Raw genomic sequence first — 19,627 nt, forward strand, 5'->3', positions numbered from 1 at the left:
TTTTATTCTTCGCTCATCTCATTTTGTGGTACAAGCATAATACTATCATCCATACCCATAGCCTGCCTTATTTCGCTCTCAATTTGCGCTGCTACTTCTGGATGCTCTTTAAGGTATGCTTTTGCGTTTTCTCTACCTTGGCCAAGCTTGATATCTTTATAGCTAAACCAGCTACCACTCTTATCAACAATATCGAGTTTCACACCATAATCGATAAGCTCTCCCTCTTTACTAATGCCTTCTCCAAACATAATATCAAATTCGGCCTGACGAAATGGAGGTGCTACTTTGTTTTTGACCACTTTTGCTCGCACCCGGTTTCCGATATTGTTGTCTCCTTGCTTCAAAGTTGCAATACGTCGCACATCGATACGCACCGATGCATAGAATTTGAGTGCATTTCCCCCTGTCGTTGTCTCTGGCGTACCATATCCCATAGCACCAATTTTCATACGAATCTGATTAATAAAGATGACAGTTGTGTTCATCTTATGCACAACACCTGTGAGTTTGCGTAGCGCCTGACTCATGAGTCTTGCTTGCAACCCCACATGCGCATCACCCATCTCACCCTCAATCTCAGCTTTAGGTGTAAGAGCTGCAACTGAATCTACCACAATCACATCAACTGCCCCACTCCTTGCAATTGTTTCTACAATATCAAGAGCCTGCTCACCAAAATCTGGCTGAGAGACGAGGAGATTTTCCACATCTACTCCCAAATTTTTTGCATAAAATACATCTAACGCATGCTCAGCATCTATAAATGCAGCGATGCCACCTTGCTTTTGTGCTTCTGCGATGATTTGAAGCGCAAGTGTAGTTTTTCCAGAACTTTCTGGCCCATAAATTTCAATGATACGTCCCTTTGGCACACCACCGATACCGAGTGCCATATCAAGCCCCAAAGATCCGGTAGGAATAGCGGCAATTGGCTCGATCTCTTTCTCGCCAAGTTTGACAATAGCCCCTTTTCCAAAAGCTTTATCTATCTGTTTGATTGCTAATTCTAACGCTTTTTCCTTATTTGCATCCATGTAAAACCTCGCTTTTTTATTAGTGTATATTTTATCTTTTATTGATAAATAGATAATTAAAATTATTTGAATATATAAAAATCTTGAAATTCCGTCAATAGTTTACGTTCATTTTTGAGTTTTTGTATCAAATTTAAATAATAATTTCTTTTTTTGCGATCAATTCTATGCAAATCAATAATAATAAAATCGGCTTTATCTATCCCTCGAGGCAAAATATATACCACTCTCTTATGCCCCAAATAGGAGTAGTAAAAACCGTTGGGAAATGCGACACTCATATCATAGCGGGCGGGAATCTCTCGATGGATCGCTTCTTTTATCGCATATGTGCGAGCGGTTGGAATATATCTGTCATATCCATAGTCGTTGATCTTTGTCCAATAAAAATAGCGGCCATTGGGAGTAGGAGCATATGCCCACGATACGATTAGAGTCAAGAAAAAGAGAAATGCCATGATTATCTTTTCTTGATTGGCCAACCGTTTTAGTATCTGTTTTAAACCAACGATACCCGCGGCAAAGGTTACGGGGAGAATTGCTGCATGATAGTGATGATATATCATCACCTTTTCTGGCTGAGCGGATAGAAGTGTCATGGCAAAACCAGGAGTTGCAACAATCAGTAAAGATGGAGCAAAAAGTGATATGATAAGAAATGGTGCAAAAGCTACAAAGATAAAGATGTCTTTATAGATATTAGTAAAGATGGAGGTAAAAACTTTTAATGGATGAGATAGGATAAAAAGCACCATTTGAGTATAAGAATCTCCCCACTGACGATAGAAAGAGGGAAAAGGAGAGGCTTGAGTCTGTGGCCATTTTTCCAAAAGTGTATTACTATACCTATAAAAATCCGGACCTATGAAGTGCGTAACGAGATACCATACGACAATACTGGCTAAAGCTCCAAAAATTGCTACTTTGTATCTCTTGGAAAAAAGAAGATAGAGACTAAAAAACAGAGCTATCAAAACAGCACTCTCCTTTATCGTCCACAAAATCGCTATAATGGCAAAAAGTATTATTGTATTGCTCTTTTTTTGCAAGGAAAAATAGAAACCCGCCAAAAGCACAGGCAACAAGAGATGGTCCGTATGAAAATCCCAAAAAGCTTGATAAAGAACCATAGGATGGAGGAAAAAGCACCAGACCAAAAAGAGTGCCCAAAGCTTTGAGCCAAGCTGCTGTATCGTCAACAGATAGACAAAATATCCACTTACCGCGACAGCCAAGGATTGTAAAAAAAGAAGTAAGTAGGGAGATGGTAAAATTTTATAACCCAATCCATACAAAAATAGAATTGGGCGAAAATGGTTTTTCAAAAACCAGTAAAAATTGTTCTCTTTTGCAAAAATATATAAAAAATGGTCAAAAACACCAAAATCCCAATAATGAGAATGGAGTGTATAGACTTTGAGCATAGGCATAAAAAAGATAAAGAGAAGCTGTAAAATGATCCAAAATTTCAAAAAATTTATAAATTTCGTTTTCATAGATTCTCCACATCCAAATTTTAATGATATTTTAATATAATCTACCTCAAAAAGGAGTCTTTTTGTCCATCTATACCGTCGCTCATTCGCCCGATGCGGACGATATCTTTATGTTCTATGCCATCAAATTTGGCTGGGTAAGCTCAAAAGAACTTCGTTTTACTAATATGGCTCTTGATATTGAAACTCTCAATGAAAAAGCTCTGGAAAATTTTTACGATATTACAGCTATTAGTTTTGCACTCTATCCAAAAATTCGCAATGAGTATGCACTTTTGCGCACAGCTGTAAGCTTCGGAGAAGGGTATGGTCCAAAACTCATTAAAAAAAGAGGAAAAAAACTCAAAAAAAACTTCAAAGTAGGTCTGAGTGGGCGCTATACCACAAACGCCCTCTTTTTTCGCATCGCCTATCCTGACGCAAGACCAGTCTATATGAACTTTTTAGATATTGAAAAGGCAGTACTTGATGGCAAGGTCGATGCAGGTGTACTGATCCATGAATCGATTCTCGATTTCGATGAAAATTTAGAAGTAGAGCGAGAACTGTGGGATATCTGGGTGGATCTTGCTGGAGATGAACTACCACTGCCGCTTGGTGGGATGGCGCTTCGCAGATCAATTCCTCTCAATAAAGCGATTGAGGCTGAGCAGATGCTCACAAAAGCTGTAGCAGTGGCTCACAGGCATAAAACACTACTTTCAAAGATGCTCCTAGAGCGCAATCTTGTACGCATAGATGATGAGCAATTGCAAAGATATCTCGATCTCTATGCAAATGAACACTCGATCACCATGAATGAATTACAATATGAAGCTCTCGATAAACTCTTTGCAATTGGCTTTGAGCATGGATACTATGACTGTCCTATAAGAGCACAAGAGTATCTCATCCCAACTGAATATACCACACTGCGAGAGTTGCATTGAAAAAACTCATAGATTTTAGCCGCTATAGCTCTATTAACATCGGTCCAAAGATTGAAGTAGAAGTGATAGAGAGGATTGATCCTATAAATGAAGAGTTTTTCCTCATAGGCGGAGCAAACAACCTTCTCGTAAGCCCCACTCCACCACCTCTGGCAGTTTTGGGTAAAACCTTTGACTTTATACGCATAGAAGGCGATGAGCTCATCATTGGTGCAAAAACTTCAACAGGTAAAGTAGTTTCATTTTGCAAAAAACATAATATCGCAGGGTTTGAATTTTTGAGCAAACTCCCTGGAACTATTGGTGGTGCCATAAAGATGAATGCGGGCGTCAAAGAGTATGAGATCAAAGATCGGCTTTTGTGGATTCGCACTCACATGGGTAAAATCCCAGCTCATAAACTTGGTCTTAAGTATCGCAAAAGCGATATTAAAAACATAATCTATGAAGCTGGCTTCAAAATAGAACCTGGATACAGCGAAGAGCTTCGTCAAAAACTCCTGCAACTACGCTCCAATCAACCAAAAGAACCAAGTGCTGGAAGCATTTTTAAAAATCCTCCTGGAAATTATGCTGGTAGACTCATCGAAGCAGTAGGACTCAAAGGTAAACGCATCGGTAATATGGCATGGAGTAGTGTGCATGCCAATTTTTTAGTCAATCTTGGTGGTGGAAGTTTTGATGAAGCAATGGTATTAATCAATGAAGCAAAAAAACGTGTTTTTGAAAAGTTTGGAATAGCGTTGCAAGAAGAGGTGATTATACTCTAGAGGCCCCTCCCCCTCTAGAGCAGCGGGGCAAGCCCCAAGAGACTGCTTATGCAGCTGCCGCTTTTTTCGCAGCTTCAAGAGCTTCTTCGTAGTTTGGCTCTTCTGTGATTTCAGGAACGAGTTGCTTATAGACAACGTTTCCATTTTTATCAATGATGAAAATTGCTCTAGCAAGGATTCCTTTGAGAGGTCCTTCAGCAATTACAACACCATACTTCTCACCAAAATCTCTGTTTCTATAGTCACTTGCAACAGTGAGATTCTCTACACCCTCAGTTGAACAAAATCTCTTACTTGCGAACGGAAGGTCCATAGAAACAACAGTAACATCTACACCTTCAATATTTGAAGCTTCTTCGTTGAACTTTCTTGTTTCAGTTGCACACACTGGTGTGTCAAGTGAAGGAACAACAACAATCATTTGTACTTTGTCTTGTGCACCACCTACTTGCTTTTCTGCCAAGTCAGTTGTTACTACAGTCGCCTCAGGAGCTTTATCTCCTACGTTTACTTCATTACCTTCCAAATTTACTGGATTTCCTTTTAGTGTAACAGTTGCCATTGCAACCTCCTTTTTCTCTTTTTTATTTTGGAGCAGATGCTCATACGGAAATTATAGCTTAAATAAGACTATTTTTATCTCATTTAGTTTTGGCAGGGTAATTATAGCACAATATGTTACTTTTTTACACAAAGCAGCTGCGAGGCAAAACTTTGAGATCCTCCATAGCAATAAAATCGCGCCTCCTGTATGCCTCTATTGCTGCACGCCCTATCATTGCTGCATTATCACTACAAAATTCTAACTTTGCAAATTCTATTGGGATACGCCGCTTTGCACACTCTTTTTCAAAAGCTTCTCGCAAGGCAAGATTCGCACTCGCCCCACCAACTATTGCAAAGTCACTAGGTGTATAGATTTCACACGCTTTTTTTGTCTTTTGTAAAAGATGCGCAATGGCTGCTTTTTGAAAAGATGCTGCAATATCTTCCATATCCTGGCGGCTAAGGTTTTCCAACTCCCCCAAAGCTAAACGTACTGCATTTTTGAGCCCAGAGTAGCTAAAAGCCAATTTAGAGCTATTTTTAAGCGGAATCGGGAAAGAGAAACGATCAGGATTTCCTTTTCTTGCTAATTTTTCGATAATTGGCCCACCAGGATAGCCAAGACCCATCATCTTTGCAACTTTGTCAAAGCTCTCACCAAAACTATCATCAAGGGTAGTTGCCAAGACTTTGAGGTCATTGTAGCCCTTCACATCCAAAATCATCGTATGCCCACCACTCACAAGCAGCACCATCTTCGGTAGTCTCGCCTCTTGCTCGATGAAGAGCGAGTAGATATGTCCTACAAGATGATTGACCCCAATGAGGGGAACACCTAGAGCTAGATGGAGAGCCTTCGCCATCATAACACCTTCCATGAGTGTTACAGAGAGTCCTGGCTCATTTGTCACTGCTACTGCTTTGATATGTGGTAAAAACTCCTTCGCCTCTTCCAAAATCTTTGGCAAAGCCTCAGCATGGAGACGGCTCGCAAGCTCTGGCACAACCCCTCCATATACGCTATGTGCTAGCTCTTGGGAGATCTTTTTGTGAAAGAGGAGTTTATAGTCATTGATACGTGTTACAGCGATAGAGCTATCATCGCAACTACTCTCTATACTCAAAATCATAACGGCTCCGATAGTAGACTTTGATCTCTCTTTGCCCACGCAAGCACCCATGGCCATGCACCATAGCCACTTTTATCATTGATGTGTCCAGCATTTTCTAGTATCAGCATCTCACAATCAAAATGGCGCTGCAAATCGTGCGCTTCTTCAAGCTTCAAATAGGGATCATTTGTAGAAACTACGAACTGTACCTCTTTGGCAAAGAGTGTTTGAGGAAGGATATGAGGAAAAAATTGCTTCAAAAGCTCAATATCTGTATTTTTACTCGGAGGTGCTACGAGCATGAGTCGTTCCACCTCATCAATCTCTCCCTCTTCACATAGTGCCATCCAAACGGTACAAGCAAGTGAATGGCATATAACTGTTGTAGGTTTAAAAGTTTGAAGATGTTTCTTAAATTGTCTCATCCATTTCCCCTTATTTGGATGATGAGGGTGATGGATGAGTGGAAAACTCACCGTCCCATACTCTTTGGCAAGTTCTCCTGCAAGCCAACTTTGCCAGTGAGGATAGTCACTCCCTCCCCATCCGTGCAAAAGCAAAAACCTATCCATCTCCATCCTTTTTCTCCTCTACTTCCGCCTCAATTAGCTCATCTTTATGCTCAATCTCTTTTGGCAGTTCTTTCCTCTCACCTTTTAATACACCAAGAAGTCTTTGCTCCTGCTCAGGAGTGAGTTTGCCTTCAGCGATAGTATCGATAATCTTATTAGCAATGGCAACTTTTGCTTCATTCTCTTTGAGACGAAAGTATTTTTCTAAATTGTCATGATAGGCAATAAGTTTGTCTTTTCGTTTTTTGTAAAAATATAAAATAATTAATATGACTATTACAAGAAGTAACAGAGCAGCCAAAGAGAGATAGAGAAACTGCTTTTTAAGCTCTATCTCTTTTTGTGCAAGTATTTTTTGATTTTCTAGCTCTATAAGTTCTTTTTGCCTTTTAAGTTCTAACTCCTTGAGTTTATACTCTTGTTCTATTTTTTGTAACTCTAATGCCTGCTTGGCTTTTATTTTGGCTAATTCTATCTCTTTTTCCGCCTCGCTTTTGCTCCGTTCTAATGCTAACTGCTCGATCTGCTTTTGCATCTTTGTCAATGCTAGCTCCTTTTGCCTATTGGCCTCCTCTTTAGCCCTTTGGAGTCGTGCTTCTATACGTGCTTTGCGAGCAGCAAGTTCATCAATATTTTTATTACTTTTTTTTTGGTCTATATTACATCCAACAAATGCAAACAACACCAAGAGGTATATGAAAAAATTATAAAGTCTTAACATATGCTCTCACCTCAGCATCTATTTTAAAAATATCATCCACAATCTCCACTGTAACATCAAACTTCTCAAAAGCATTTATAATAGCCCGAGCAATATCTCCAAAAGCAAAACTTCCTTCCAAAAACCGCTTAATGGCTGCTTCATTGGCAGCATTGACCACTACACCTCGCTCAGGATTTGATAATAGCGCATCCTTTATATGCCATATCGGATAGCGATCGTTGTCAATTGATCGAAAAGCTATCTGCATCGTAAGTGGATCGATAGGCTGAACAATTGGTTTATCAACTCTTCCAAGCAGTGCATATGCAATAGGCAGTCGCATATCGGGCTTGCTTGCATGTAGCATGGTACTTCCATCTACAAACTCCACAAGAGCATGTATTACTGAGCTTGGCTCTATTATTGCATCTATTGCTTTAGTACCAAAGAGCCAATAAGCTTCCAAGACTTCAAAGAGTTTGTTAACCATCGTGGCACTATCGATTGTGATCTTTTGTCCCATGCTCCAGTTAGGATGCTTGAGTACATCTTCAAGCTTTGCTTGGGCAATTTTTTCAAGCGGCCAGTCACGCAGTGCGCCACCACTAGCGGTGATATAAAGTTTTTGCAAAGCAAAGCTATTTTGCAAAAGATACCACAATCCAAAGTGCTCACTATCTATAGGAGTAATCTTTGCAATATCGATAAACTTTCCAGCCACTACAAGGCTCTCTTTGTTCGCTAATGCAACACGTTTGCCAAGCTCAATGGCTTTGAGAGTTGGCCTTAGACCAGTAAAGCCAACAAGTGCATTGACTACAAGAGGGCTCTTTGCCATCTCAAGGGCTTGGAGGATACCATCTTCGCCGTGGAGTACTACTGGCGCATCAAAATTAGCCCTTTTAGCACTCACTACAATGCGGGGACGAAAGACAGCAACCTGTTTGGCAAGAAGCTCAACATTGTTCCCAGCTACGAGCACCTCTACTTCTATACCAAACTCTTTGGCCACATGTAAAGTATTGACTCCAATAGACCCTGTAGAGCCAAGGAGAATCATAACAATCCTCGTAGCAAGATCACCATAGCTGGAGCCGCAAAAAGATACCCATCTACCCTATCAAGTATTCCGCCATGTCCTGGTAAGATATTACCACTGTCTTTTACTCCTGCACTACGCTTGAGATAACTCTCAAAAAGATCCCCAAAGACTGCTGCAATGGCAGTAAGGAGTGAAATAACGATTCCAAATGGAAGATCTACCAAAATAAGAGCGTAGTAACTTCCCGCAACTGTTGCTATGAGCACTCCGCCAATGACACCTTCCCACGTCTTTTTAGGTGAAGTCTTACAAAAGGAATGTTTGCCAATTGCACGCCCTGTGAAGTAAGCCCCAATATCAGTAAGAGCAACTACAATCACTAGCCATATGAGTGCATCCATCCCAAAATCGTGATAGAGCGCCAACAAAAACAAAAATGAAGCAGTTGGATAGAGAAACGGCAAAAACTTTTGCCAATCACGCTCTTGCGTATAAGCTTCATAAGCAGCAAAAATAAGAGCAATGAGGAAAAAAAGATCATCTGGATTTGGATAAAATGCTGCCACAATCCATATCACTAAAGCCCAAAAATAGAGAGTGTTTCTCTCACTCATTCCATAAAGCTTCAATGCTTCATAAAATGCAAAGAGATAGATGACACCAAAAAAGAACCAAGTTAATCCAAAACTATCAATCCAAGCTACCAATGCAACAATACCGATGAGAACTGCACCTGTTAGGAGGCGTTTTGTAAGCTCACCCATATAAACTCCTTTTTTATATTCTAACACTTAATGTCTTATACTTCACATACTCTACATTTGCCCCCTCTTTTGGTTTGACATTGCGACGTTGGGTATAGTCGACTTTGTATGACCCAGGATGCTCTACACTAAAGCTAGCACACAGCTTTGCTGCCTGCTCAAGCACATCTTGTGGAACATTTTGCTTGTTTGTTGTAATAATCACATGGGCTGAAGGGAGATCTTTGAGATGAAGCCATATATCGCTCGCTTTTGCTTTTTTAAGAAGCTCCACATTTCCTCTTTTGTTTTTACCAATATACACATCATATCCAGCAATATTGTAGCGCTCATAGTTTTTATCTCTTCTTGCTTCCTTTTTCGCACCTTTACTAAAGAGTAGTTCAATATCCTCTACCCTCTTGGCGCTACGTACAAGATTTGCCTTTTTATCCAAAAACGCAATCTTTTCTTGCAAATTTTCGCGCTGTATATGGATATTGGCTGCTTTTTGGCGCAATTTCTTTGCACGCTTAAAAAAAATATCACTCATCATCGCTGGCGTTTTTGCCTCTGTTGGGAGTGAAAAGTTTATGAAATTTCCTTCAAAATCCTCCCCTTTAAACTCCTTTTGATAGGGCTTGATGCGGTGCAGATTTGCCAAAATAAGCTGTCCCTTTTTCTCCTCTTCATCCGCTTGGCCCAAAAGATCTTCTTCCTTTTCTAAAGATGCAAGAAGCTTTTGCAGTTTTGCTTTTTGCTTATTGATCTGCAATAGTTTTGCACTTTTTAAGACACTCAGCCGCTTTGCAAGTTCTTTTTTATAAATATTATGGAGATACTCTTCCATATCATCGATCTCTATCTCACTCTTATCAAGCTTCTTGGGAGGTGTGAGAGGGTAAAGAGGTTTTCCTGGGCGGATATCTCTATGAAAATCGTGATGGAGGGCTTCTAAAACATATCCCTTCTCATCCAAAATAATCGCATTTGCATGACGACCAGTAAATTCAAGCTGTAAAATAGCCGATTCTTCTTTGTAAGAGCCACGCTTTTTGCAATAGATGCGTATAATCTTATCATTACTATCTAGCTCAATTTTTTCAATGAAGCTCTTTTTACATTTTTTAGCTAATACCTTATCGAAAGGGGCGTTGTAAAATTTTGTTTTGACAAAATCATCCCGCATATAGATGAGATTTTTACTACGGTTCAAATCAAAAAAAATATCTTTTTTATCAAAGACAGCCCGTAACACATTATCATCAACTCTTGCTATATCGTTAAGATGGCGAAATTGCTGTAAATACTTTACAAATGCTCTTAGCTCTTTATATCTCATAAGTACCTCTCTTTTTTGATAAAATAGCAAAAACTCTTTTAAAGGCGCATAATGGGTCAGACAATTACAGAAAAAATATTTAGTGAACATGTGGGGCGTGAAGTAAAAGCGGGAGAAATAGTAGAGTGCGAACTTGATATGATTATCGGTAACGATATTACAACGCCTATTTCTATCAAAGCTTTTCGCGAAAGCGGAGCAAAAAGATTAGCAAAACCAGATAATTTTGCAATTGTACTTGATCACTTCATCCCGGCAAAAGATATCGCCAGTGCAAACCAGGCAAAAATCAGCCGTGAATTTGCTTATGAGCATAATCTCAAGCACTTCTTTGATGAAAAGGATATGGGAATTGAGCATGCTTTGCTTCCAGAAAAGGGGCTTGTGGTTCCAGGAGACGTGATCATTGGCGCAGATTCACATACATGTACGCATGGTGCACTTGGAGCATTTGCTACGGGGATGGGAAGCACAGATCTCGCATACGGAATGATTACAGGCAAAAACTGGTTTAAAGTGCCACCTTCAATCAAAGTAGTTTACAGCGGAAAACTTGGCGAGTATGTGTATGGAAAAGACCTCATCTTAGAGCTTATTCGTCGCATCGGCGTAGATGGAGCACTCTATAAAGCACTCGAATTTACAGGCGATACGATAGAAAATCTCGATATGGATGGGCGGTTCAGTCTTTGCAACATGGCAATTGAAGCGGGAGCAAAAAATGGAATCATTGCCGTCGATGAGGTAACAAAAGCCTTTTTGGCTGACAAAGATCTCGCACGTGAACCAAAAATCCACTACAGCGATGAAGATGCCCAGTATGAGCAAGTGATTGAAATAGATGTAAATAGTCTCGAGCCTGTCATCGCCTTCCCACACCTTCCAAGCAATGGCCGCCCTATCAGTGAAGCAGCAAAAATGGACTTAAAAGTAGATCAAGTCTTTATTGGAAGTTGTACCAATGGACGCCTTAGCGATATTGCAATCGCAGCTGAGATATTAAAGGGACGCAAAGTAGCACGTCATACCCGGATGATCGTCACTCCTGCAACGCAAAAGATCTTAAAAGAAGCAGAAAAACGAGGCTATATCGATATTCTCATCGATGCTGGAGCGGTAGTCAGCAATCCAACATGTGGAGCATGCCTTGGAGGCTACATGGGAATTTTGGGTGATAATGAACGATGTGTAAGCACAACAAACAGAAACTTTGTAGGACGTATGGGAGCACGTACAAGTGAAATTTATCTCGCAAACTCTGCAGTTGCAGCTGCAAGTGCAGTAGCGGGAAAAATCACAGATCCTCGAGAGCTGTGATTCTCTTTGATCTCAAAACTTTAGGCGAGCTCGTAACCGGCTCGCTTATAAAACGAGAGAACCGCTTCTTAGCTACCGCTTTAGTTCATAATAAAATCAAAAAAGTTCATATAGCAGATACAGGAAGACTAGAAGAGATCCTCACGCCAAACAGAGAACTCCTTCTTCTTAAAAACCGCCCAGGTCTCAAAACAGACTACACTTTGATAGCTGCCAAAATGGAAGAGGGATGGGTACTAATCAATACAAAACTCCACCGCCCTATTGCCCAAAAAGCAATTGAACAAGGGGTGTTAGGATTTATTCCCAAAAGTATCCAAGCAGAAGTGCCTTTTGAAAAGAGCAGACTTGATTTTAAAGCAGACAACACCTATATTGAGCTCAAAGGGTGTAGTCTCGTGCAAGATAGTATCTGCCTCTTTCCCAATGCTCCCACATCAAGAGGCATTAAGCATATCCAAGACCTCATCCAAGCAAAAGAACAAGGATTTGATGCCTATATCCTCATCATGGCAGTTAGAAAATGCAGATGTTTCAAACCCCATCCTACAAGAGACCCTGTATTTCAAAAAGTCTTCTACCAAGCGCTCCAAAAGGGAGTAAAGTTTCGTGGATTTTTTATCAAAATTGATGCAAATCTTTATGTAGTTTTTGATGGGGAGCTTGATTTATGTACGTAAACTATCACGGCTTGATAGTTATACGCCCCTCCTCATCATAAATATAGATCTTATCCTCTTCTTCATCTTTTACTCTTTTATGATTACCATCGCAAAAGGGTTTATTTTTTGAAAGCCCGCACTGACAGATGAAATATGTCTTCTCTGCAGTTTCTAGCTTCAATGGTGCTTCCTCATCCATCTTCACAAGTCGCGCCATCTCAACTCCTTTGTAATTTTTCTTTTTCTATAAACTTTACCATAATAGTTCTTGACTAGTTGACAGAATCGATTTATAATTCACATAAAATTTCGGGGTGTGGCGCAGCCTGGTTAGCGTGCTACCTTGGGGTGGTAGAGGTCGCGGGTTCAAATCCCGCCACTCCGACCAGTTTTTCCTTCTGCTTACGTTATAATTCTCCTATGAAAAAATTCTCTATTCCTTGTGTTATCTTTGCTGGTGGGAAAAGCTCCCGTATGGGAAAGGATAAAGCCCTCCTTCTCTTTGGCGAGAAACCACTCATCCAGTATCAATATGAGCGACTGCTCTCTTTTTTTGATAAGGTCTACATCTCAAGTAAAACCAATAAGTTTAACTTTGATGCCCCACTTATTCTCGATAGTAGCGATATTTTTGCTCCTACTCCGGCATTTTTGGATATTTTCAAAGAGTTTGATGAATTTTTTGCATTGAGTGTCGATACACCATTTATTGACTATAGCATTATTGAAAGACTCATAACTTCCGCATTACAAAATCATCACAAAGATGCCATCATCGCAAAAACCGATTTTCCTCATCCACTCATTGGGATTTACCGCAAATCTATTGCTCCAAAGATTAAAGAGGCTATAAAGCGCCAAAACTATAAGCTCAATGCCATTTTGAAAGAGGCTGATACTCTTTTTGTAGAATTTGAAGAAGATGAGCGATTTTTAAATCTCAATTACCCACAAGATTTTGCCAAAGCTTTGCAACGCAAAAAAGATTTGCTATAATTGCATCGCTTGACCCGTTAGCTCAGTTGGTAGAGCAACTCCCTTTTAAGGAGTGGGCCGTTGGTTCGAATCCAACACGGGTCACCACTATTTCATGGCTGCACTCCTTCAATAATATTGAGTTCATCCAAATCTCTATCGTATATTGCAACATATGGACTATACCCTCTCGCAACAGCTTTTTTCCTGTAATCTTCAATTCTTGCTTTATTCTTGCCACAATAGCCAGACCCATCATCAACATAATCTATACTCAAAATAGGTTTATCTGCTTTTTGTACAAGATCTAGATATACAAATCGCTTTTGCTCTATCTCTTGCTGTTCTTTTTTATTCCAAGGCTCAGTACCATTATAAAAAAGATCCTCTGCTGCCCAGCCTGAAACTATTTTGGCCAAATTTCTCTCATACTGCAATATTTTTTCACCATTTTGAGGAATTATTAAAAACTCTTTCTTTTTACTTCTCGTATAGTGAGCTATTTCATCGATAAAATCTGCCATCTTTATTGCTGCATCTTGTTCACTCAACAATCCTTTTTGGCTCCAATACTCAAACTCATCAACTTTATCTAAATAGACACCATCAAACCCTTGTGCGATAATCTTATCGAGATAATCTTTTATGAGAGATTTCCAATCTTTATGCCAATACTTTACTGCATAATTTCCTGGCCACTCACTGTTTTCTTCCCCAAGCCATGGTGGGGGATGCCTGATCCATTCATCTTGCCAATAATATCTATAATTTTCAGCTTCTGCGATACTAAGATATGCTATGAGTTTTATCCCGTTGGATTTGATCAAATTTATCTCATCAGCACTATATTTTCCTTCTTCTGTTCCATCTTTTGCATAATCTATCACCACAAGATCAAATCCAGAGTGTGCTATCTCATCCAGATCACTATTTTGCAACTGCATAGCCCATTTTTTGGTACTTGCACTCTGTGGGACTCCATTTGAGGCATTACAACCGATAAAGAAAAGTATCATCAAAAACAAATATACTTTTCTCATATTTGTCTTCTCTACTCCAACATATTTTTTGCTTTTTCAATATCAAAATTTTTATAGAGTCTCTTTAAGATTTTAAAATTTTGGTTTGTGAAAAATTTTGTATTACCAATTTTTTTCCTAAATATTTGATAATTTCTCTTAGCTTTCTTTTCATCGCCCAAAATCAAATAGGCATCTCCCAAATACTCATATGCAAAAAATTCTCCCATTTTTACTGCTTTTTTTGCAGCATCTATCGCTTTTTTTGGCTTTAATGCCAAAAGATAGTACCAGCTGGCCTTCCCATACACTTTCGTTTTGTCAAGATAATCTGCATAAAAAGCACACTCTTTTGCTCTGCTTGTATCCCTTTTTTGTACTAGGTAATACTCACATTTCATCTGTGCTTTATTGAGATTGCATTTAGTACACGACTTATCGGCACCAAAGAGCAAAAGTGGTAGAATAAATAGAAGCTTTTTCATAATATCTCCTAAAGGATTACAATGGTTCGACATATTGTCTTTATGAAGTTTCCTGATTTTAGTTTAGCACAAATTGCCAAAGAGAAACTGCTTAGTATGAAAGATAATATCGAAGTATTACAAGATATAGAGGTTGGAATTGACTTTAGTAGAAGCGAAAGAAGTTATGATTTGGCTCTTGTAACCACTTTTGCATCCAAAGAGGATCTTGAAGCTTATCGTATCCATCCCTACCATCAAAATGAGATCGTAGCATGGCTTAAAAAACAGGGTACTGAAACAAAGGTAGTCGATTATGAAATCTGATCTTACACATCTTGATGAAAAAAAACGTCCTAAAATGGTAGATGTGGGAGCCAAAGATGAGACGGAGCGCATAGCGGTTGCCAGCGGTATCATCGAAGTGACTCCAGAAGCATTTGATGCGGTAAAAAATGAAACGACCAAAAAAGGCGCAGTGCTCCACACTGCAGTCATAGCTGCCATTATGGGAGCCAAAAAAACTCCAGACCTCATACCCATGTGTCATCCCCTGCTTCTCACATCTATCAACTGTAATGTGGAAGATCTCCCAGAATTACCAGGTTTTAAGCTCACTGTCACTTGCAAGCTCAAAGGCCGCACAGGAGTAGAGATGGAAGCTTTGACGGGAGTAAGCATTGGGCTTTTGACGATCTATGATATGCTCAAAGCCATCGATAAAGGAATGGTTATCAAAAATATCCAGTTAGAACGCAAAAGTGGTGGTAAAAGTGGAGATTTTATCAGAGAGGAGCACTCTTAAAGTGCTCCTCCCATGAATGATTGCATCATATGCTTTTGCAAAATAGGCTGCAAGAAATCAAATTTGAGCTCTACATAGAACTGATCTGGATCTTTCTCTGATAGCTGCACAGTATAAGAGATCTGCGCTGTATCATTCGTATCAAGCACTGCAGTTGCTTGGCACTCTCGTCTTTTGATCTTCTCATCATACGAAACAGGTAAAGCATCTTTTATATCTACGATCTTTTTGGGTAGATGGAAGTCGATTTTACCCTTTTTGCCCATTTTCATGATTGCAATGAGTGGAATGCCGTCATAAATTTCATCCACATTCTTTGCGAATATCTCTTTCACCGTCTCAATAGTCTCTTCATCTGAGCACTTTGGAGGCTCTTTTTTAAAGCATCCACTCAAAAGTACCAAAACCAAAACCGCCATTATCGCTTTGTACATTCTCTTTCCTTTAATTTGATAATTATGTATTATACAAAAATCGAAGATTTTTTAAGCGATAATAGCAAAGTGATTTTACAATACCATTTTTATATCTTCATGTTTCTTAAGATCTTGATAGATCTTTTCCCTCTCCTCTTCAGAGTGTACCATGATATCCGCATTGAAACTTTGGTATTTTCCACGGTTACTCTGCTTGGAAAAGGTGATAGTCGTAGGTCGTTTTGTCACGCTCTCTATCGCCTCTCGCGTCTTTTTGGCATTTTCGCCAATCACTTTATATCGCCAAATTGTTGGATACTCTATCTGTACTTTTTGATCAAAATCTTTCATCTCTCTCATTGTATCTCCTTTTTGTTTTAAACTATTTTTATCATAGCAAAAAGGAATCAAAAAAAGTGCTACTTAAGTTACAATTAAGTTTATGGCTGGGGTAGAAAAATCTTTTCAAAATAGGATAAAAGCTATATCTTTATCTAAACTGCTTCTACTAATTCATTAGCCAATGCTTCAGCTTGTTCTAAAACTGTTTGGGTGGCAAGCTTTTGCATATCGGGCGGATAGCCATATTGTCTGAGTGTTCTTTTAATTATTACTTTTAATTTTGCTCTTGCACTTTCTCGTATCGCCCAATCTATTGTGGTATTTTCTTTAACTTTTTGAAACAAAACAACGGCAAGTTCTTTTAACTTTTCTTTCCCCATTAACTCCCTTGCGCTTTCATTTTCTGCAACTGCGCAATAAAATGCATATTCATAATCACTAAGCCCCAATTCTTCGGGCTCTTTATCACTTTGTTTTATCTCTTTTGCAAGGTTTATAAGCTCATCTATCACTTCAGCAGCCGTTAAAAGTCTATTATTATACTTTCGTATTAATTCCTCTAAAGACTCTTTTAAAGATTTGCTTTTTACTATGTTTGTTTTGATTCTGCCTTTAATCTCATCATTGATAAGCTTTTTGAGTGCCTCAATGGCTAAGTTTTTTTGCTTCATTCCCTTAATCTCTTCTAAAAACTCATCAGATAAAATAGAAATATCAGGCTTTTTAAGTCCTACTGCATCAAATATATCAATCACTCCATTTGAAGAGACAGCTTTATCAACAATCTGTTTGATTGCTGTTTCATACGTTCCAATTGTTTCATTATCTGTATTAAACTTGATAAGTCTTGATTTTACAGCTTGAAAAAAAGCTACTTCATCTTTTATCTTCATAGCCTCACTATGTGGCACAGCCAATGAAAAAGCTTTAGATAATGTGCTGACTGCATCAATAAATCTTTTTTTACCATTTTCAAGCCCAAGGATAAAGTCTTCAGCCTCAAGGATAATATGAAGTTTTTGTGAAGTATTGGCATCAAAATATCTTTTATAGTCATATCCATACAACATATCTCTTACAACTTCTAACTTTTCAAGCATCACTTTTACAGCTTCTTCTTGTAATTTCGCTGGCTCACCTTTACCGCCACTGTCACTATAAAAAGCTAAAGCTTCTTTTAAATCACTTGCAATTCCAATATAATCAACAATAAGCCCACCCGTTTTATCTTTATAAACTCTATTTACCCTGGCAATCGCTTGCATAAGGGTATGCCCTTTCATAGGCTTATCGATATACATCGTGTGCAAACACGGCACATCAAAACCAGTTAGCCACATATCCACAACGATTACCAACTTTAGCTCATCTTGCGGGTCTTTAAACCTATCAGCAAGCGTTCTTCTTTGATCTTTTGTAAGATAAAATCTTGCAATGTGGGGTTCATCCGATGATGAAGTTGTCATTACTACTTTAATCTTCCCTTTTTTTAGTTCATCACTGTGCCAATTAGGGCGAAGCTTGATAATCTCATCATATAAATTTACTGCAATTTGCCTCGTCATTGCAACAATCATCCCTTTTCCATCCATCACTTCAAGACGGCTTTCAAAATGGCTTACTATATCTTTTGCTATCTCTTTAATTCTTGGCTTTGCTCCAACTAAAGCTTCAATTTTGGAATATTTTGCTTTTGCTTTTTCAATTTCAGATAATCCTTTTTCATCCAACTCTTCTTCATACTCTTTAATAAGCTTTTTACCCTCATCTGTTATATCTATTTTTACAAGTCTACTCTCATAGTAGATTGGAACAGTCGCTCCATCTTCAACAGCATTTGCTATATCGTAAATATCGATATAGTTTCCAAAAACTGCGGGAGTGTTTTTATCAGAACTCTCTATAGGCGTTCCTGTAAAAGCTATATAGTTAGCATTTGGCAGCGCATCTCGCAGATATTTAGCAAAACCATACTTAATCTCTCCACTTTTTTTATCCACTCTCCCTCTAAAACCATACTGAGTTCTATGCGCTTCATCTACAATAACAATAATATTATCTCTTATAGACAATGTTTCATAAATATTTCCATCATCTGGCCAAAACTTGTGAATAGTAGTAAATACAACTCCACCACTTTCTACCTTTAATAGCTTCTTTAAATGCTCTCTATCTTTTGCTTTTACCGGTTCTTGGCGTAAAATCTTTGAAGCAGTTGAAAAAGTGTTAAAAAGCTGATCATCAAGATCATTTCTATCTGTAATAACAACAATTGTTGGATTATTGATAGTTTGGATTATTTTTCCAGCATAAAAAAGCATCGAAAGTGACTTACCTGAACCTTGAGTATGCCAAACAACACCTGCTTTTTTATCCCCTTCACTTTGCTCTTTAACATCAGGTAACCCATAAGTTATTGGAGGCTCTTTAACTAAAAAACTTTCTCTATTTTTACCAATAGCACGAATGGTTGATTGAATAGCTTTATTTACTGCATAGTATTGATGATATGCTGCTATTTTTTTTATGGTTTGGACGGTTATCTGGGCTTTTTCTTCTTTTTTTGTTTTTTCAAAAAGAATAAAAAACCTGATGTAATCAATCAAAGTTTCTTTATTCAAAAGCCCTTTTATGAGTATCTCAAGCCCACTTACAAGATGTGAGGCTTCACTTTTCCCATCTGCACTTTTCCACGCCATAAATCTATCAAACCCTGCTGAAAGACTTCCCATCTTTGCTTCAAGCCCGTCTGAGATAATTAAAATCTCGTTATATGTAAAGAGTGAAGGAATCGTTTGTTTATAAGTTTGAAGCTGGTTATAAGCTGATTGTAAAGTGGCATTTGAAGTTGTAGGATTTTTTAGCTCCATGACTACAAGTGGAAGTCCATTGATAAATATAACAATATCGGCTCTTTTATTTTTGTGATTTTCTATAACCGTAAACTGGTTTACTACCAAAAAATCATTCATTTGGGGATTCTTAAAATCAATAAGCCATACAATATCGCCTCGCTGAACTCCATCTTTTTGATAGGTTACTTTTACCCCTTCTGTTAGCATTCTGTGAAATATTTCGTTATTTGCTATCAAATCTGGCGTATTGATTTGTGTTAGTTGCTTGATAGCATCATCTATTGCATCTTGAGGTAAGCTGGGATTAATTTTTTTTATTGCTGTTTTTAACCTATCAAATAAAATCACTTCTTCAAAAGAATCTCTCAATGGATTTATCCCATCTGGGGCAATATCTCCGCCATAGAGGTAATCATATCCTTGATTTTTTAAAAGCTCTATGGTAAAGTTTTCAATGGAAGATTCGGTTAGTTTAGGCAT

22 protein-coding genes and 2 tRNA genes are annotated in these 19,627 nt (G+C 38.5%); 9 read left to right on the forward strand and 15 right to left on the reverse strand.

The genetic code is table 11. The features are described from left to right. Positions 1-2: 2 nt before the first annotated feature. Both recA and JG734_RS08520 read right to left on the reverse strand, forming a co-directional pair. A complete protein-coding gene (recA, locus tag JG734_RS08515; RefSeq protein WP_201332868.1) occupies positions 3-1,037 on the reverse strand; it encodes a recombinase RecA in 1,035 nt (344 codons plus the stop codon). A gap of 62 nt (positions 1,038-1,099) precedes the next feature. Then, entirely contained in the window at positions 1,100-2,533 is a 1,434-nt protein-coding gene (locus JG734_RS08520) for a DUF2079 domain-containing protein (RefSeq protein WP_201332869.1), read from the reverse strand. Between the two features lie 62 nt (positions 2,534-2,595). Between JG734_RS08520 and JG734_RS08525 the strand changes: the two genes are divergently transcribed. Together JG734_RS08525 and JG734_RS08530 are read left to right on the forward strand one after the other, a co-directional pair. Continuing rightward, positions 2,596-3,462 carry a menaquinone biosynthesis family protein gene (locus JG734_RS08525; RefSeq protein WP_201332870.1) on the forward strand — a complete coding sequence of 289 codons (867 nt, stop codon included), beginning with the start codon at positions 2,596-2,598 and terminating at the stop codon, positions 3,460-3,462. Next, positions 3,459-4,232: a UDP-N-acetylmuramate dehydrogenase gene (locus JG734_RS08530; protein ID WP_201332871.1), complete on the forward strand. Its 774-nt coding sequence runs from the start codon at positions 3,459-3,461 to the stop codon at positions 4,230-4,232. Before JG734_RS08525 ends, JG734_RS08530 begins: the two co-directional genes overlap by 4 nt. Positions 4,233-4,278: 46 nt before the next feature. On the opposite strand, the gene tpx is transcribed toward JG734_RS08530, so the two are convergent. From tpx to JG734_RS08565, 7 genes are all read right to left on the reverse strand, one after another. Beyond that, positions 4,279-4,794: a thiol peroxidase gene (tpx, locus tag JG734_RS08535; protein WP_201332872.1), complete on the reverse strand. Its 516-nt coding sequence runs from the start codon at positions 4,792-4,794 to the stop codon at positions 4,279-4,281. A gap of 124 nt (positions 4,795-4,918) precedes the next feature. Beyond that, a complete protein-coding gene (gene tsaD / locus JG734_RS08540) occupies positions 4,919-5,908 on the reverse strand; it encodes a tRNA (adenosine(37)-N6)-threonylcarbamoyltransferase complex transferase subunit TsaD (protein ID WP_201332873.1) in 990 nt (329 codons plus the stop codon). Then, entirely contained in the window at positions 5,905-6,462 is a 558-nt protein-coding gene (locus JG734_RS08545; protein WP_201332874.1) for an alpha/beta hydrolase, read from the reverse strand. Before JG734_RS08545 ends, tsaD begins: the two co-directional genes overlap by 4 nt. Then, on the reverse strand, positions 6,455-7,183 hold the full coding sequence (locus JG734_RS08550) for a hypothetical protein (protein ID WP_201332875.1): 729 nt from the start codon (positions 7,181-7,183) through the stop codon (positions 6,455-6,457). Before JG734_RS08550 ends, JG734_RS08545 begins: the two co-directional genes overlap by 8 nt. Beyond that, positions 7,167-8,225 (reverse strand): 1-deoxy-D-xylulose-5-phosphate reductoisomerase, encoded by a 1,059-nt coding sequence (dxr, locus tag JG734_RS08555; RefSeq protein ID WP_201332876.1) that lies wholly within the window; start codon positions 8,223-8,225, stop codon positions 7,167-7,169. The genes JG734_RS08550 and dxr overlap by 17 nt, the downstream gene beginning before the upstream one ends. Next, complete coding sequence (locus JG734_RS08560) at positions 8,222-8,971, reverse strand: phosphatidate cytidylyltransferase (protein ID WP_201332877.1); 750 nt, start codon at positions 8,969-8,971, stop codon at positions 8,222-8,224. Before JG734_RS08560 ends, dxr begins: the two co-directional genes overlap by 4 nt. Before the next feature lie 13 nt (positions 8,972-8,984). After that, complete coding sequence (locus JG734_RS08565) at positions 8,985-10,292, reverse strand: NFACT RNA binding domain-containing protein (protein ID WP_201332878.1); 1,308 nt, start codon at positions 10,290-10,292, stop codon at positions 8,985-8,987. Between the two features lie 51 nt (positions 10,293-10,343). Here JG734_RS08565 and leuC point away from each other — a divergent pair, with 51 nt between their 5' ends. Then, positions 10,344-11,609, forward strand: a complete 1,266-nt coding sequence (leuC, locus tag JG734_RS08570; RefSeq protein WP_201332879.1) for a 3-isopropylmalate dehydratase large subunit — start codon at positions 10,344-10,346, stop codon at positions 11,607-11,609. Beyond that, entirely contained in the window at positions 11,606-12,289 is a 684-nt protein-coding gene (sfsA, locus tag JG734_RS08575; protein ID WP_201332880.1) for a DNA/RNA nuclease SfsA, read from the forward strand. Before leuC ends, sfsA begins: the two co-directional genes overlap by 4 nt. 4 nt (positions 12,290-12,293) lie before the next feature. Here sfsA and JG734_RS08580 read toward each other — a convergent pair whose 3' ends face one another. Next, positions 12,294-12,488 (reverse strand): CDGSH iron-sulfur domain-containing protein, encoded by a 195-nt coding sequence (locus JG734_RS08580; protein WP_201332881.1) that lies wholly within the window; start codon positions 12,486-12,488, stop codon positions 12,294-12,296. Positions 12,489-12,581: 93 nt separating this feature from the next. On the opposite strand from JG734_RS08580, the gene JG734_RS08585 reads away from it, so the two are divergent. The 3 genes from JG734_RS08585 (at position 12,582) to JG734_RS08595 (ending at position 13,354) form a co-directional block, all read left to right on the forward strand. Then, positions 12,582-12,659: transfer RNA gene (locus tag JG734_RS08585), tRNA-Pro, on the forward strand. Between the two features lie 32 nt (positions 12,660-12,691). Continuing rightward, entirely contained in the window at positions 12,692-13,267 is a 576-nt protein-coding gene (gene mobA, locus JG734_RS08590; protein ID WP_201332882.1) for a molybdenum cofactor guanylyltransferase MobA, read from the forward strand. An 11-nt stretch (positions 13,268-13,278) separates the two neighbouring features. Then, positions 13,279-13,354 (forward strand) — tRNA-Lys (locus JG734_RS08595). A 5-nt stretch (positions 13,355-13,359) separates the two neighbouring features. Here the strand turns inward: JG734_RS08595 and JG734_RS08600 are convergent. Both JG734_RS08600 and JG734_RS08605 read right to left on the reverse strand, forming a co-directional pair. After that, entirely contained in the window at positions 13,360-14,286 is a 927-nt protein-coding gene (locus JG734_RS08600; protein WP_201332883.1) for an MJ1477/TM1410 family putative glycoside hydrolase, read from the reverse strand. Positions 14,287-14,297: 11 nt separating this feature from the next. Then, entirely contained in the window at positions 14,298-14,750 is a 453-nt protein-coding gene (locus JG734_RS08605; RefSeq protein ID WP_201332884.1) for a hypothetical protein, read from the reverse strand. 21 nt (positions 14,751-14,771) lie between these two features. Between JG734_RS08605 and JG734_RS08610 the strand changes: the two genes are divergently transcribed. Both JG734_RS08610 and moaC read left to right on the forward strand, forming a co-directional pair. Next, positions 14,772-15,056, forward strand: a complete 285-nt coding sequence (locus JG734_RS08610) for a Dabb family protein (protein WP_201332885.1) — start codon at positions 14,772-14,774, stop codon at positions 15,054-15,056. Then, on the forward strand, positions 15,046-15,534 hold the full coding sequence (gene moaC / locus JG734_RS08615) for a cyclic pyranopterin monophosphate synthase MoaC (RefSeq protein ID WP_201332886.1): 489 nt from the start codon (positions 15,046-15,048) through the stop codon (positions 15,532-15,534). The genes JG734_RS08610 and moaC overlap by 11 nt, the downstream gene beginning before the upstream one ends. Here the strand turns inward: moaC and JG734_RS08620 are convergent. The 3 genes from JG734_RS08620 to JG734_RS08630 all read right to left on the reverse strand — a co-directional run bounded on the left by JG734_RS08620 (position 15,531) and on the right by JG734_RS08630 (position 19,627). Then, entirely contained in the window at positions 15,531-15,968 is a 438-nt protein-coding gene (locus JG734_RS08620) for a hypothetical protein (RefSeq protein WP_201332887.1), read from the reverse strand. The genes moaC and JG734_RS08620 overlap by 4 nt on opposite strands. Positions 15,969-16,043: 75 nt before the next feature. Beyond that, on the reverse strand, positions 16,044-16,310 hold the full coding sequence (locus JG734_RS08625) for a YbeD family protein (protein ID WP_201332888.1): 267 nt from the start codon (positions 16,308-16,310) through the stop codon (positions 16,044-16,046). A gap of 134 nt (positions 16,311-16,444) precedes the next feature. Then, on the reverse strand, positions 16,445-19,627 hold the full coding sequence (locus tag JG734_RS08630) for a type I restriction endonuclease subunit R (RefSeq protein WP_201332889.1): 3,183 nt from the start codon (positions 19,625-19,627) through the stop codon (positions 16,445-16,447).

It is taken from the genome of Nitratiruptor sp. YY09-18, assembly GCF_016593235.1.
In the GTDB taxonomy this organism is placed as follows: domain Bacteria; phylum Campylobacterota; class Campylobacteria; order Campylobacterales; family Nitratiruptoraceae; genus Nitratiruptor.